Below are 13,221 nucleotides of genomic sequence, written 5' to 3'. Positions count from 1 at the left end.
TGTGTTCTGTCGTTCCCATTAATTCAGGTCAGTTCAAGCGGGCAGCGCCACTGCAGGGTCGCCGAGTCCTTGTCGTCGAGGACGAGTATCTGATCGCGATCGAACTCGAAGAGGCGATCACCGAAGCTGGCGGCAGGGTAATTGGCCCGGTGGCCAATCCTGAAGATGCATCGAGGAAAATCGCCAGCGAGGACGTCGAATGCGCCACGGTTGACATAAAGCTGGGTGCTGCCGCGACTTTCGCCGTCGCGGCCGAATTGAAGGCGCACGGTATCCCGTTCATATTCGTCACCGGGTATGACCGGACCATTGTCCCAAGCGAATTTTCGGGCGTTCGGCGTCTTGTGAAACCCGTTATGCCCGATGACCTCATCAGGCATCTAATCGAGCTGACCTAAGTTCCTTGGCCTTGTCCGTTCCAGCGGATTGACGCCGCGTTCTTGCCGGTCACACGCGGTTCAGCGGCGCCTAAGGTCGCGAGTGTGCATAAGCTCGGCAATATCGGCAATCAGTGCGCGAGCCCTAGCCAGCTCCGCCGCCACCTGCTTCCTGAAGCGGTCATTTTCGTCGCGAAGCTTTTGCGCCCGTTTCAGGGCTGCGGCGCTGATATCGAGGGAAGTCCAAGTGTCCATGCCGACCAACTCCAGGAGCGAGCAAATGTTCCGTTTGGGCGGCGGAACTTAAGGCCATTAGCCGCCTTGTCTCAGCATGAGCACCGAGACCAAGGTGGAAAGAGGAGAACGCCACGTTCGCGAAGGCAGGGCACGCATTGCTCGCCAGCGCAAACTCATTGATGAGATGACGCTCGACGGCCACCAGGCCGAAGCGGCCCGAGGGCTATTGCAAGACTTCGAGGCGGTGCAAGGCGAACTTGAAATGCACCTGGACTTCCTGCGCACATTCAACTGAAAAGTGGCAAGACGCAGCTTAATGGAGAAGCAGCGAGGGGAGGCTCCTTAACGGTTGCTAATGAACCTTTTGCGGGCTTCGATATTATTAGCCCATGCCTCGATATTTCTTCGATCTGTCGCATAGCGGTGATGTCTATCACGACGCACAGGGGACCATGTTCCGGGGCCCGAGGGACGCCAAGGAAAGGGCCTTCGAAATGGTCCGCCGTTTAGCTGCGCATCCTGAGCCGCGCGATATAGTCTGCACCGTCCGTGATGCATTCGGCCATGAGCTTATGAGCATCACCTTCAAAGAAGGCGCGCCGGTTGTCTGCGACGCAAGCCGAATGGCCGGTGCAGCTCGGGGTTTTCGGGGGGGCTGCCACACCGGCCACTCACGGGAATTGGTAAGCATCCCAAGTCCCCGCGCTGCCCAAACTATAGGCATATTAGCTTTCGCTCAATTGCTACCAAGGGCCTAACCAAGCCCAGGAGTCGGCTAAACTACCTCGAAAGGCTATGGCGAGGGCCCGAGCGCGCCTTCCATCAAGAAGGCACCCAGCGCGCTCATCAATGCTTCGGCGCTGTCCCTCTCGAGGTGAAGCTCGATCTCTTCGTTGTCTTCCGTGATCAGCAGCAACTTGCCTACCAGTGGGTTGTGCGAGATGACCACTATATCGTCATCCTGATAATCGGCTTCTCTGGCCATAGATCGAACCTTCCACTCTGATCGCGCCAGCATGCAGCGGGGCCGCAGAGAAGCGCCAGACTGCGCTGGCGAGCATCGCTAGGCCGATTGCGGCAATGTAGAGCGGGACGAAGGGCATCACACCCAATGGAGAGAAGAACCGGCGACCGACGTATACTGTTGTTGGGGCGCATTGGGGTACTTGAAAACGTCGGCCGCCGGCCTCGGCGGGGGTGCGTCACGAATGACGCAGAGTCAGTTTTGGGTGTGATTAGATCACCCTCAATCAGATTGCCGGCTTATGGTGAACAAGCGGTTACTATCCACAGTTCGTGCAGCGGAGCGCTATACGGCAACTATGCCCGCGCCTTTCGCTTGGCTGGCGCCTTCTTCGCGGGTTTCGCTCCGGGCTTGCGACCGAGTCCGCTGGCCTTCGCCAGCGTGGATCGCTGAGCGGCGTAGCTCGGCGCCACCATCGGATAGTCCGACTTCAAGCCCCACTTTTCGCGGTATTCTTCGGGTGTAAGGCCATAGTGGACGTTGAGATGGCGCTTTAGGGATTTGAACTTCTTCCCGTCTTCAAGGCAGACGATGTAGTCAGGAAAAACGGAGCGCTTCGGGTTGACCGCTGGAACCAGGGCCGGCGTCTCGGGATCCGGCGGTCCTCCGATTTTCGAAAGCGATGAATTCACGCTCTGGATAAGATCCGGGAGAGACGCAACCGGCAGCGGATTGTTGCTGACGTAGGCAGACACGATGTCTGCCGTTAATTCGATCAGGCTGGTCGTCTCGTCGGCCAAGTTGAATCTCCTTTATGAATCCCCTCGCCGTCGTAGCTTTTGAAAACCGTCTTATCAACAATGGAAGTAGCCGTCGGAATTTCATCTCGTGCAAATCCACTGCAGCATGCCTGATCCTACCTTATCGACAAAGACGTGGGGGACGCCGGCCAGCACTTCACCTATCTTGTCGATCGTGGCTTGAGTAACACGTGAATTCTTCGGACCGGACCGCTCAGCCAAAATCCATCCTGTTGGCCCACATCGACAGAATGTCAGAAGCGTCGGATTATCGCCGTTCCAGCGGTAGAAATAGCGCTGACCAGATTGGATTGAAGCGAGGGCGTAGGCCAACTCCTCGCCACCCTTCAGGCAGTTCGCAAATTCCTCTCCCGTCTTACGCAGCTGCTGTGCCGTGGTGATCGGGATCAGGGCGTCGGTCTGATCCAATGGGGGGGTTGGAAACGGCGTCAGGCTGAACAAGTTTGCTAGGATAGCTGCCGGCTGGCGGCCCTGAGTAATGGCTCGAACCAATAGCTGCTCGTCGTATATTGGCGCCATCCTTGAAATCACCCACAGCAGCTCAACCATTACCTGAGCTGGCATCTTGCACTTCAGCAGCGCGCGAATGACTCGGTTCGACGCCGGGATGGTGACAGCCGTTGCGAGTGAGACAAGGTCGTCATCTAAGACCTTGGCTGACTGATGGATGTGATTTGCCAGCGGTCCGCCCGCCGAAAGCACTTGATGGAGCGCCAAATAGACGGGCCTCGGCCTTGCAAATGGTCCGAATTTACCCAGTGCCGAGATCATTCCCGCAGGGCATTCCCCGAATGCTTCTGTCAGAATTTCCCTGGGCTTGCCGAAAGTGAAAAGCCGGTACGTTTCGTCTACATCGCGAATCGCCGTACCTCGGGTAGCGAGCCATGCATGCCACGTGTGTCGTCGGCTGTCGGCCGCGAGCAGGTATTCGCTGATGCGATCGTGCTGCCATATCGACAGAACTTGACCGCTCTCCTGCCGTGCCAGCAGGGCGACAATTGATTTCTCCGACCCGTTACCGTTGAGCGACGAGCTGATTCTATTTTGATGCATGGCGGGCTATCTCCTGGTAGCTCCGCCCTCATCTTAAAAGTGACCAAGGGCAACGGTTTTGGCGCCAGGTCTAGCGGACGGCCCGAATGACCATCCGTTCAGAATGGCAGAGTGAGCAAATGCCGCGTTCCCGATCGAAGTCTGAAGTTGTACCAAGGGCAGCCGTGATTTGGGAAGAGTGGGAATGCGAGCGCAATCCGGCCGCTTCGACTATGCAATCATCGCAAACAGCTTGTGGCTTGCACGACGTAATCAATTGGTTGACGCGATGAGCAATGACCATGGTTTACTAACTCGGCTGACCCTGACGGAGCCAGACCATAGTAGACCCTAGCGTGACTAACCATGCAAATTCGCTCGACAACCCGTTGTCGATACTCATCCGTTTGTGGATAGCGCCGCCCATCGGAAACAAGTTGATGGAGAACGGCGATGGACGCTCGCGTCATCAAGGCGCTGGCCTGCGAAAGCAGGCTCAAGATTTTGGATTTTCTCAACTGGCCCGAGCTGTATTTCCCCGATGAGCCCGACGCGCGACAGACCGGCCTGACGAACAAGCTAATTTGCGGCCGGCTTGGCCTCACACAAGAGTCGGTCAGCCTGCACATGCGGTGGCTGACAGATGCCAGATTGGTTTCGGCCACGAAGGTGGGGACACGAGTCTTCTACAAGCGCAACGAGCCAGGGATTGACGAGGCAATCACCAGCCTGTGCGAACTTCTGCAAAGACCGACTTCGGAAAACAGTAGCTAATCATGCCTCGACACAGCTATTGGCAGCACACCTTGCGAACGTAGGTGTTGCCGAACGTGGCATAGGCATCGTCTGGGATCGCGCCCCTCGCCTTCATCTCTCTAACCAGACCTTTGGCCATCGGCTCATCGAACGTGCTTTCCAAAGTGATCGCGAACCAGCCATTGGTGGCAAGGTAGGCAGACAGAGGGATCGATGCGGAGCGCACATATGCCGCCGCTTCGGCATAGTTGTCGAAGCTCTTGACCTGGATATGCCTCTTCCCGAATGGGCCGCTGTCGTATTGGTCGACGTGAACCCAGGTGTCATGCATGTAGCCCACCTGATTTCCGGTCTGGACTTGATACCAGCGACCGCTGCTACCAAGAATCGCCACCCAACTCCCGTTCCTCAGCACCGCGACATTCGCCGACTTTCCTTCCGGCAACGCCTTCAGAGGTGCCGAACCTTTAGGGTGCCCGATACGACCCGAGCGGGCTTGCGGAATTGCAAGCGACGGAGCGGTTGGCGAGGGTGGAGCAACTGAGGGAGGCGGAGTGGCTGGTGGCGAGGGCGCGGTGGGTTGCTGCTGAGGCATTGGCGTCGAGGGCGGCACCTCGCTAGCAACCTGGCCATGGCCGGCTTCTGGCGTGAAGGTAACAACCCTGTATTTTACCATCTCGCTCATCGACAGATAACGGATGTCGTTGCTGTCATATTGCAGCGAAAGCTGGAGCAGAGCCGGGTCCACACCCATCTCGATCATATAGGTCATGACATCAGCGGTAATTTGCTGAACGGCGGAGACGGCTTCCTGGGTGGTTAGGGAAACATCGCCCTGGAAAGACGATTTGTGAACGCCGATCGAGCCTGGGTCAGCGTAGCGGATGACGCCGCCCAGGAAAGCAAGCGAGCATGCCGAGGCGCACTCGACGGCCCTGAACTGGATCGTATTGATGCCTAGCCTGCGAATGAGGCGTCCGAGTTCCATGGCCTTCTGGATGTTGCCGCCTGGAGACGAAAATGTGACGGCGGTCGCCGAATTGGATCGCACCTGGTTCTCAAAGGTAGACAAGTCGTCTTGATAAGCGAAATCGCCTGACACCAAGATATAGTGCAGTCCCCAGCCAGTCTGTCCGGCTTGGAATTGCAAGCCGGCGTGAGCTGGAGCGCCCAGCAAAATCGACGCTACAAACAGCAGGACGCGAATGGAAAAGAAGCGAAACATGCCCGGAAACCCCAGGCAGAAGTCTAGTGGCAGTCAGGCAACCCTGTCGAATCATTGTTTCGAAATTGGTGAACTTCAGATCGAAGTTCAGCAAGTGCCACACGCCGGCAGCACGCAAGTTGCGTAGGGTCAACCTAGAACTTCAGACCCTTACCCGATCCTGGCTTGATCTCGACGGTGACCTCCAGCTTCCAGTTGGCACAGCTCTGTTCGATCCGGAACTGCTCGCCTTCTGATGTCTTACCCTTGAACCGAAACGGCTCAGCGTCCTTGCACATCGGGTCGGAGATCACCTCCATTTCAGCAGGTCCGCCGAACCTGTTGACGAATTCCTGGGCGACCGTACGTAGCCCCATCCCCTCGCCGCCGAAGAAGCATTCTCCGAACACCATCGATTCGATCTTTTGATCGCCGTTGAATATGATCCATCCGCAGGCATTGTCGCCATCCTTGAGCGTCGCCTGCTTGCCGTTGCCGGTCGGGTCAAACACAGGAGCTCCCCATTTCACAGTCATCCCCTCATCCTTCGCGTTCTTATCGACCTGGTCTGGGCTGTCCGACACGGTGAATCCGCGAAAACTACTATCCGCGAATGCAGGCGCCGGCATTGAGACGGCGATTGCGACCATGACGATTTGGGGAAGGTGACGACCGAGGGATTTTAGGAACCGATTGCTCATCCGCCGGCCCCCTCAGTAGTAATATCGCTTGTTTCGGAACAGGTACATCAGGATGTAGACCGGTAGCCAAAGCCCACTGGATAGGATCACCAGCAGAATGTGAATCCAGTGGGGGAACCGCTTCACCGGCCCGCCAAACCCTGACGCAGCCGCGGCTGCTGCTCCGCCGCCTGCATTCATGAAAACCTGCGGGCTGTTTCGCTGGCTCTTTAGCAGCTCGATCTCTCGCATTTGCGGATCGAGGATTTCCCCACAGTGTTTGCATTTCTTGGATTTCGGATTGATCGGCTCCGAGCAATACGGGCAGTCGATCGTAGCGGCCGGCAAAGCGGTCTCGTCCATTATTCCCCCAACAAGTCTGACACCCGAGGAGGTAAGCTCCTCAACCCATAATCATGGTCTTATATTACGTGGTTTCAGACAAGGGCAACTGATTGCTTCCTGAAAATGGAAGTGCAGTCATTGGTAGCCTGGAATTTACGGCGCTTGAGGGTGGAGAGGGGCATCTCACAGGATGACCTAGCGCTCAGCGCTGGCATTGAGCGTGCCTACGTGGGTCACTTAGAGCGGGCTGCGCGCAATCCAACGATTTTTACGCTGGAGAAGGTTGCGATAGCCCTCGATGTCCAAATCGCGCAGCTGTTTCGAGAGCCCGAACCTGGTGAACAGGTGCCGACGACTTTGAAGGCGGGCCGGAAAAAGGCGCGATAGCTGGACCCATCAGCTAGACCCATCCCGCCGCTGGGCGGGATGGGTGTTCGTTTTTTGGGCAATGATGCCTTAGCGACCCTTCTTAAACCGCGCCCGGACCTGCTCGGAAACAGTCGTCAACTGGCTGTCGAACGTGCCTTCGATCGCGGCTTCCCGCGCCTTCTTCAGCGCATCGACCACGCCGGCCATGTCATTGCATGCTATTGCATGCTTGCCCTTGGCAAGTTCGAGAGGAACCTTGCCATACTTGATCGACAGCGTTGGCTTGCCGTCCAGATCGATCGTCCACCAGCGTCCACGGAATTTCCGGCCGAGGTTCTCCGGCTCCGCCATGTAAATCTGATGGTCGATTTGCATAATCAGCCGCTGCCGACGCTTGGATGCTGGGTCCGTCGGTGCCTGCTTCGGGGCTGCGACCAGTTTCAATCCTTCGAATGCCATTTGCGATCTCCTTCCGTTGATGATCGACAACGGCGTCCCGCCAGATGGTTAAGAAGGTCAACAGGTTGCGTCCCCATACCTTGATAACAGGGAACATCTCGCTTTTGATCGACTGTGTGGCGCCCTCCACTGCCCGCCTATGCGGCTTTAAGAGCCTCGCTTTGTTCAACCGGGCGATCCGAGTCCGATGCACTGCCCCACTCCTGGTCAGGTCGCTCTGCGGGTTCATCCGGAACGATAGCGATCCCGTCTGGCAAGTAGAGATTCATCGCATAGAGCCTCAACAGTTCCGATGGCTCTGATACGTTCCGAAACAGTTCGGACGCCTCCGCGAAATCGATGACAAAGTCATGGCTTGGATATTCCGTCACGAGGTGATGGACAGTGTCCTCAGAGGCATTATTAGAGACTCGGATAAGGCGGTTGCCGTATTCGATCGCACTATCGATGGCGAGTTGGCGCGTACCGAAGACCGTCGGATCCAGTTTCGACGCCAACCCCGAGACCAGGCTAGTAGCGAGATTCGCACCCACTTCGCTCGCGAGTTTGAAGCTAACTGCCGTCTCGCTCCTCGTCACAAGGCTGACCGCTGTGTCCTCCATAATCTTATAGGCTGCATCACCCAGTGCGCGCAGAGCTGCCTGAGAGGACAAAGCGGACTCTCGCGTGCAAATTTCGTCGTGCTTTCGAATTTGCGGATCAATCGGACCCATAATAGCGCTGGCATCCATGATAAGATCATGCGCCCCGAGAGCTACGAAGGTTCCGGCACTCGCGCAAGAGAGCGGAATGTAGACGGTCAGTCGCTCATAGTTGCGATGGAAGTGACGAGCGATCTGATATGCGGCCGCTCCATCGCCGCCCTGTGTGGTCAAAACCAGGATCGCACGTGCGTGCGTCGGGTCTCCCATGGCGGCCTGTAGTCCCTTTAGACCTTCCTCATTGATGGGTCCAAAATATTGGTAGATGTCCGCTCTTTCCTCGTCAGACACTTGCTTCGCAAGAGCTTTCGCAACTTCGTTACCCGGGCGTTCTGTCATCAAGTTCTCTCCGTTGTACGCACAGCCCTCGAAGGGCGCGCGCAATTTGTATGCAGCGATACAAGGAAATTGTCAAGCAAAACTAAGAATACGTTGAATAATTGCAGATTGAATTGCAATTCATTACCAGTAAAGCCTGAAAATCAATTAACCGGGTACAAAACTTTTACGGAATGCAGGAGTTCATGGCCGAAGCCACTCACGTAACCGTAAAAGATGCATATGGGTGTGAGGGGAGAGACAATTACGGGATCGGCCAGTTTATCTCGCATGTGTTCCACAACGAAAGTCATATATCTGATCTGCTAGCTTCGAAAGGTTTTCCATGCGTGTGGATGAATTTTAACATGGGTTGTTCTGAGGAAGAAACATATCGATGTCCAACTCCGGGAAACATCTCTCCTTGAGATTTTCGAGCGCTACTACCGATCGGTCGCTGACGATCCATGTGTGAGGCTGAAACTCCGAACGCTTGGCATTCTCGAGGTCGGTCACCTGACACGGGATGCCAACGCCAATGAGAATGTCACAGAACCGCTCGTGGGAGACCTTACCCATGCGCTTTAGCACGAGGTCGAACCCGGCGTGATAGTGTTTGAACGCGCGGGTCAGATCGCGCCGCGCCCGTTTCAGATCGCCGTCTTCCTTGCCGGCGTATCGCATGACCGATTCACTGGTCTTCCGGTTGGTCTCGATATATCTCTGGAAAGAGCTCAAGTCCGAAACGGACTTGAGAATCCTGTAAGGATTCGTAGCCCACTTGTCCCAAGCTTCTCGGACACGCTGGAATTCGTCCAGGTCCTCTATCGGTTCGGACGCGAAGGAAAGGTGAGTGTAGGCCTTCCCCCCGAATTCGACCGATCTGTCCAGGATTTCGATTGGCCGACGTTTCCAGTCAAATTCCATCGACAGGCGCTTGGTCACCGATCGCATCACAAAATCAGCGCCGAATCGGATCATGTCTTTCAGGCCAACCCCTGACTCATATGTAAGCTGCTGCCCGGCAATTCGATTGAAAAACAACTCGACGATCTGCGCGTTTTCCTCATCCGGCTTCAGGTCTCGCAGGTCGAGCTTGATGCCGCCCTTCTGCAAGACGATGTTTTCATCGAGTTTGTCGCCGAGTCCCAGCTGCAACGTTGCTGATCCTCTTGTCCTCCAGCCGAGAGGTTGGCGGATCGTGTGTTTAACTTCCATTGGGGGGTCATCGCGGCCGAGCTTCAGCTTGGCTCGCTTAAACGAAGCGAAGATCGGGCCGCCTACAGCATGTTCCAGGTCTGCGTCGTTGGCGTTAGACAGAAACCCGTCAGTCGTTACGCTAAAAACCTGAACTGTATTGGGAAAGCTGTTCAGCACTTCGCCGAGCACGGCTCGCGTGTAAGACGTGATGAACGCTGCGAAGAACGGCTGCGTAAGCTCGCTTTCCGGCAATTCGACCATGTCATCGCCGCGGAGATCGTATACCCGCTTTTTCCGCAACCCCTGGGCGGTCTTCCCGTATGTGCTGTTTCCGACCTCCTTCCAGAACAAGTTGCCAAACGTTCCTTTTTTGAATTCCTTCCTGCGGGTGATGCAGTCGTTGATAAAGTCGGTGAACACCCCAACACCTTTTTCAACCGGCACCCTAACGGAGTATCGCTTCTCAAGCTTCGCTCCGAGTTGTCTTGCCAGGACCAATTCTGGAGCTGCGCAACACGCTCGCCCCTTTCGGGGAAAGATAATGCCGTTCGCCGTTCGAACCGGCAGAGTGGGAAACCGAACAGAGACTGGAAATTCGAAATCGACCGACGCGAATGCAAGATCAAGCAACTCGATCTCTTCGAGTGCTACGTCGCGCTCGATCTTCTCCCAGTCCGGCTTGCACAGAAGCGTCATTGCCGTTGGATAGGCCGAGCTTAGATCGTGATCCCGCCAAATCCCCTCGTCGCAGATCCCGTACATGAATTGCTCGTTGCGTCCGCCGTGGTAAGCTTCCGACACAAAATCCAACTCGTAATGGACGAGTTCCTGGTGTGGATGGATCGTTTTGGTCACCAGTCGCCCGAGCCGCTTGCTGAACGAGGCTACCTTCTTCTCTTCACGGCCCAATATGTCGTCCGGATTCCAGCCCTTTTGCTCCCATTGCCCGATCGCCAGCTTGGAACCGAACGAGGTCAGCGTTAGCGGCATGGCGAACTTCCCGAAGAGTTGGTCATATTGACGGATCAACTGCTCGGCATAATGCGTACAGATTTCGGCGTCTCGGATCGCGTATTCGCGGAATTTCGACCAGTTTTCTGACCGGAATTGCTTCATATGCTTTTTGATTTGCCGCTCTTCAGCGAGCGTGTCTGCCAGCTCGATCTTGTTGAAGCCAAGCATCTTGCCGACGTCGGCCAGCTGTTTGGCGCTGGCTGGTGCCAGCAGGATCGTGTCCCTTAGTTTGATCTTGAATTGAGCTATTTCGTTCCCACTTCGGTCGACAATCTCCATTGGAATGGCGCGATCGATTGAGACGAACGTGCTGCGCACATTGTTCATCGTGAGCTTTGCTTCGTCTGCAAACTCATCGAACATCGGGAGATCGGCGCGGGTAAAGTGTCCGACCAGATAGACCTCGGCAGGAACTTCGTGGCTCGGGTGCTCCACGACAAAAGTGCCAATGGCAGCCGAAATGAAATCTCGCAGAAGCCAACGCTGCCCGTTGTCAGGAATGATTATCCCGCTGGACTGGATCGGTACTTCGTCGCGGCATTCCCGGGAAATCAGCCTTACGCAGAATTGATAGGACAGGATCTCATTCTTGGCGCCCTGCGCCTCGTCCTTGGTCGAACCGATCGCATCACGAGACTGGTATTCGGTGTCGAACCCGATAATCAGATGCGCCGTGGCTGCCTGCGCCTTTCGCCCGCGCTTTCGCTCGGGTTCTGGCTGGATATTTCCAGGCGTAATGGTGACTTCAACAACGGGATCGTCGGCGTTGATGGTGGCCGAATATCTTTGCTCGTTAAGCGTCCTCGTGTCGCGCACCCTCGCAATCGGCGTTATAGCGCCGAAATGCTGAGAGCCCTGTCCGGCAGATTCGCCGCCAGCGGTAAGTTCGTTGAAAACTTCCATGAAAAGCCCCTTTTTGCTTCAAGCATGCGCTGAGAAGGGCTTCGCCCAAGATGGGCGAAACCCTTTTTTTGCAAAAATGGAGGGGTTTATGCCGCCTTTTGGCTCAGTTCGTCGGTCCAGTTTGGCTGAACTTCACGTGCCTGGTGAGGGCCGGTAAACCAATCGGAATAATTGGCGACGTCAGCCATCTCGCCGTAGTTTGGCACTTCGCAAAAGAATGGCTCGAAAGGGTCTGGCATCCCTGGCAGGGTTGTGCTGTGAAGGGTTCGAATGTCTGTGATCCCCCCAGATGCATCGTGCCTTGCGGCATTAAGCTCGTTCCCCACGGCAAACAGAGTGCCGTCGGCCAGCTGGACATTCCGAAACAGCGTTTTCGCCTGCTTGAAGTCTATGACGAAGTCATGGCATGGGTAGTCCTCCGCCAGGCTGACCACGGTGTCCCGCTCGGCATTGCCGGATGCTTCAGCAAGACGACTCCCGTACCCGATAGCCTCTTGCGTAAGACGGTTATTGCGACCCAGCAATTCGGGGTCGACCTTTGCGAACAGCGACGACATCACGTTCGCAGCCATCGATCCACCTTTTTCAGCAGCCTGCTTGAAGCCGACAGTGCCCTGGCCATCTTCGATCAGCTTGGTCACTGAAAATTCGAAGAATTGGAACGATGCCCTCATTATCTCCTCTACGGAGGCGCGAGCAGAGCTTCGCGGAACTTGACCATCAATTGGTCCTAGCTCCGAAAACGGAGACATCCATATCCGGTTAGCTCCAAGCGCAAGGACTGTTCCCGCTGCTTTGCATTCTGCAGGAATGTAGATGTCGAAACTGTCGTAAAAAGCTTGGAAGAGTCTAGCTATTTTGAAAGCAGCGGAGCTAGATCCGCCGGTTGTGATCAGAATTAGTAGGACGTTGTCTGATCTGCGGGCTAACAGCACTTCCTTGCGAAGTGCTTCATACCCTTTTTCATCTATCTGCCCAGCGTAGACATATACGTCGCTGGAGTATTCCTTAGAGGCCTTGAGGCCGAGTTCGTCGAGTTGAGTTTTCGAGGATGTTGATCCTGCCATGCGATTCGAGTCCCTCCGTTGGCGCCTTGCAGAGGTGTCCCTGCAGGCGGACGCGGTAGATAGGTACGGCAAGATGTCGGCGCAAGACCCCTCGAATAAAAATTTGCGAAAAATTGGAGATCGCTCCTCTGCGCCTCCCGAAACGCGTCAGTTGGATCCGCAGAACCTCTGAAATTGTGAATCCGTTGCCGCTGGTTTTGCTCTCGAATGGTCGAATCGGTGGATTGCCGATACGCTTCATGGATGGAACCGGCGTTTGACCACGCGAAGTATTCGTCGATCGTTTTCATCGACAGTATGGTTGCCCTTGAAGGCAAACCACTAGACACGTTGCCGTGGCACGAGCTGGATCCGATCGGCCCCATTCTGATTTTGGTCGTTCCGCAGGTAAACTCCGAGATCGACAAGCGGAAGCGGGATGGGCGTCTTAGTAAGCGCGCCAGAGCGTTTAATCGACTAATCGCCCCTGCCGCTGAGACTGCTGCGCCGCATCGGGTCGCCGGCGGTCCTCCTGCTATCGAGATCGCAATAGCCCGATCCGCTCGCATCAATTGGGATCAGTATGATGATCTTGATCCGGGCGAGGGCGACGATCGTGTCATCGCCCAAATTCTCCATGCAACGGATGTACCCGCAGAACGTAAGCGGCTGCTGACGCATGACACAAACCCGATCGCGATTGGGTCACGTCATGGGTTGAGGTCTTGGCGGATGCCGGATCATTGGTTGGCGGACCCTGAGCCAAGCCCAAGTGACAAAGAGATCGTCCGATTG

15 protein-coding genes are annotated in these 13,221 nt (G+C 55.8%); 4 read left to right on the top strand and 11 right to left on the bottom strand.

Annotated elements, in window-relative coordinates:
- Positions 1–23: 23 nt before the first annotated feature.
- Positions 24–380 carry a hypothetical protein gene (locus EN781_RS35005; protein ID WP_245492521.1) on the bottom strand — a complete coding sequence of 119 codons (357 nt, stop codon included), beginning with the start codon at positions 378–380 and terminating at the stop codon, positions 24–26.
- 328 nt (positions 381–708) lie between these two features.
- Between EN781_RS35005 and EN781_RS00920 the strand changes: the two genes are divergently transcribed.
- Entirely contained in the window at positions 709–909 is a 201-nt protein-coding gene (locus tag EN781_RS00920) for a hypothetical protein (protein ID WP_127399691.1), read from the top strand.
- A gap of 498 nt (positions 910–1,407) precedes the next feature.
- Here the strand turns inward: EN781_RS00920 and EN781_RS00915 are convergent, their stop codons facing one another.
- The 3 genes from EN781_RS00915 to EN781_RS00905 all read right to left on the bottom strand — a co-directional run bounded on the left by EN781_RS00915 (position 1,408) and on the right by EN781_RS00905 (position 3,452).
- Entirely contained in the window at positions 1,408–1,599 is a 192-nt protein-coding gene (locus tag EN781_RS00915) for a hypothetical protein (RefSeq protein ID WP_127399690.1), read from the bottom strand.
- 335 nt (positions 1,600–1,934) lie between these two features.
- Entirely contained in the window at positions 1,935–2,378 is a 444-nt protein-coding gene (locus EN781_RS00910) for a MucR family transcriptional regulator (protein WP_127309777.1), read from the bottom strand.
- 81 nt (positions 2,379–2,459) lie between these two features.
- Entirely contained in the window at positions 2,460–3,452 is a 993-nt protein-coding gene (locus EN781_RS00905; protein ID WP_127399689.1) for a hypothetical protein, read from the bottom strand.
- 432 nt (positions 3,453–3,884) lie between these two features.
- On the opposite strand from EN781_RS00905, the gene EN781_RS00900 reads away from it, so the two are divergent.
- Positions 3,885–4,205 carry a helix-turn-helix transcriptional regulator gene (locus EN781_RS00900; RefSeq protein ID WP_127309779.1) on the top strand — a complete coding sequence of 107 codons (321 nt, stop codon included), beginning with the start codon at positions 3,885–3,887 and terminating at the stop codon, positions 4,203–4,205.
- Positions 4,206–4,221: 16 nt separating this feature from the next.
- On the opposite strand, the gene EN781_RS00895 is transcribed toward EN781_RS00900, so the two are convergent.
- The 3 genes from EN781_RS00895 to EN781_RS00885 form a co-directional block, all read right to left on the bottom strand.
- Entirely contained in the window at positions 4,222–5,412 is a 1,191-nt protein-coding gene (locus EN781_RS00895) for a hypothetical protein (protein ID WP_127399688.1), read from the bottom strand.
- 134 nt (positions 5,413–5,546) lie between these two features.
- Positions 5,547–6,092 carry a hypothetical protein gene (locus EN781_RS00890; protein WP_127399687.1) on the bottom strand — a complete coding sequence of 182 codons (546 nt, stop codon included), beginning with the start codon at positions 6,090–6,092 and terminating at the stop codon, positions 5,547–5,549.
- Between the two features lie 12 nt (positions 6,093–6,104).
- Positions 6,105–6,434: a hypothetical protein gene (locus EN781_RS00885; RefSeq protein WP_127399686.1), complete on the bottom strand. Its 330-nt coding sequence runs from the start codon at positions 6,432–6,434 to the stop codon at positions 6,105–6,107.
- Between the two features lie 105 nt (positions 6,435–6,539).
- Between EN781_RS00885 and EN781_RS00880 the strand changes: the two genes are divergently transcribed.
- Positions 6,540–6,803, top strand: a complete 264-nt coding sequence (locus tag EN781_RS00880) for a helix-turn-helix transcriptional regulator (protein WP_127399685.1) — start codon at positions 6,540–6,542, stop codon at positions 6,801–6,803.
- A 69-nt stretch (positions 6,804–6,872) separates the two neighbouring features.
- Here the strand turns inward: EN781_RS00880 and EN781_RS00875 are convergent, their stop codons facing one another.
- The 4 genes from EN781_RS00875 to EN781_RS00860 all read right to left on the bottom strand — a co-directional run bounded on the left by EN781_RS00875 (position 6,873) and on the right by EN781_RS00860 (position 12,447).
- Positions 6,873–7,244 carry a hypothetical protein gene (locus tag EN781_RS00875; protein WP_127399684.1) on the bottom strand — a complete coding sequence of 124 codons (372 nt, stop codon included), beginning with the start codon at positions 7,242–7,244 and terminating at the stop codon, positions 6,873–6,875.
- A gap of 137 nt (positions 7,245–7,381) precedes the next feature.
- Positions 7,382–8,284 carry a hypothetical protein gene (locus EN781_RS00870; RefSeq protein ID WP_127399683.1) on the bottom strand — a complete coding sequence of 301 codons (903 nt, stop codon included), beginning with the start codon at positions 8,282–8,284 and terminating at the stop codon, positions 7,382–7,384.
- A 342-nt stretch (positions 8,285–8,626) separates the two neighbouring features.
- Positions 8,627–11,380, bottom strand: a complete 2,754-nt coding sequence (locus EN781_RS00865) for a DNA polymerase (protein WP_127399682.1) — start codon at positions 11,378–11,380, stop codon at positions 8,627–8,629.
- A gap of 86 nt (positions 11,381–11,466) precedes the next feature.
- Positions 11,467–12,447 carry a hypothetical protein gene (locus tag EN781_RS00860; RefSeq protein WP_127399681.1) on the bottom strand — a complete coding sequence of 327 codons (981 nt, stop codon included), beginning with the start codon at positions 12,445–12,447 and terminating at the stop codon, positions 11,467–11,469.
- 243 nt (positions 12,448–12,690) lie between these two features.
- On the opposite strand from EN781_RS00860, the gene EN781_RS00855 reads away from it, so the two are divergent.
- Positions 12,691–13,221, top strand: a 531-nt coding sequence (locus EN781_RS00855) for a hypothetical protein (RefSeq protein ID WP_210213453.1), incomplete at its 3' end; no start/stop codon positions are given.

Origin of the sequence: Mesorhizobium sp. M4A.F.Ca.ET.090.04.2.1 (assembly GCF_003999085.1) — a bacterium.
In the GTDB taxonomy this organism is placed as follows: domain Bacteria; phylum Pseudomonadota; class Alphaproteobacteria; order Rhizobiales; family Rhizobiaceae; genus Mesorhizobium.
Note: the sequence above shows the minus strand (reverse complement) of the source record. Positions and strands in the feature narration are given on the sequence as shown.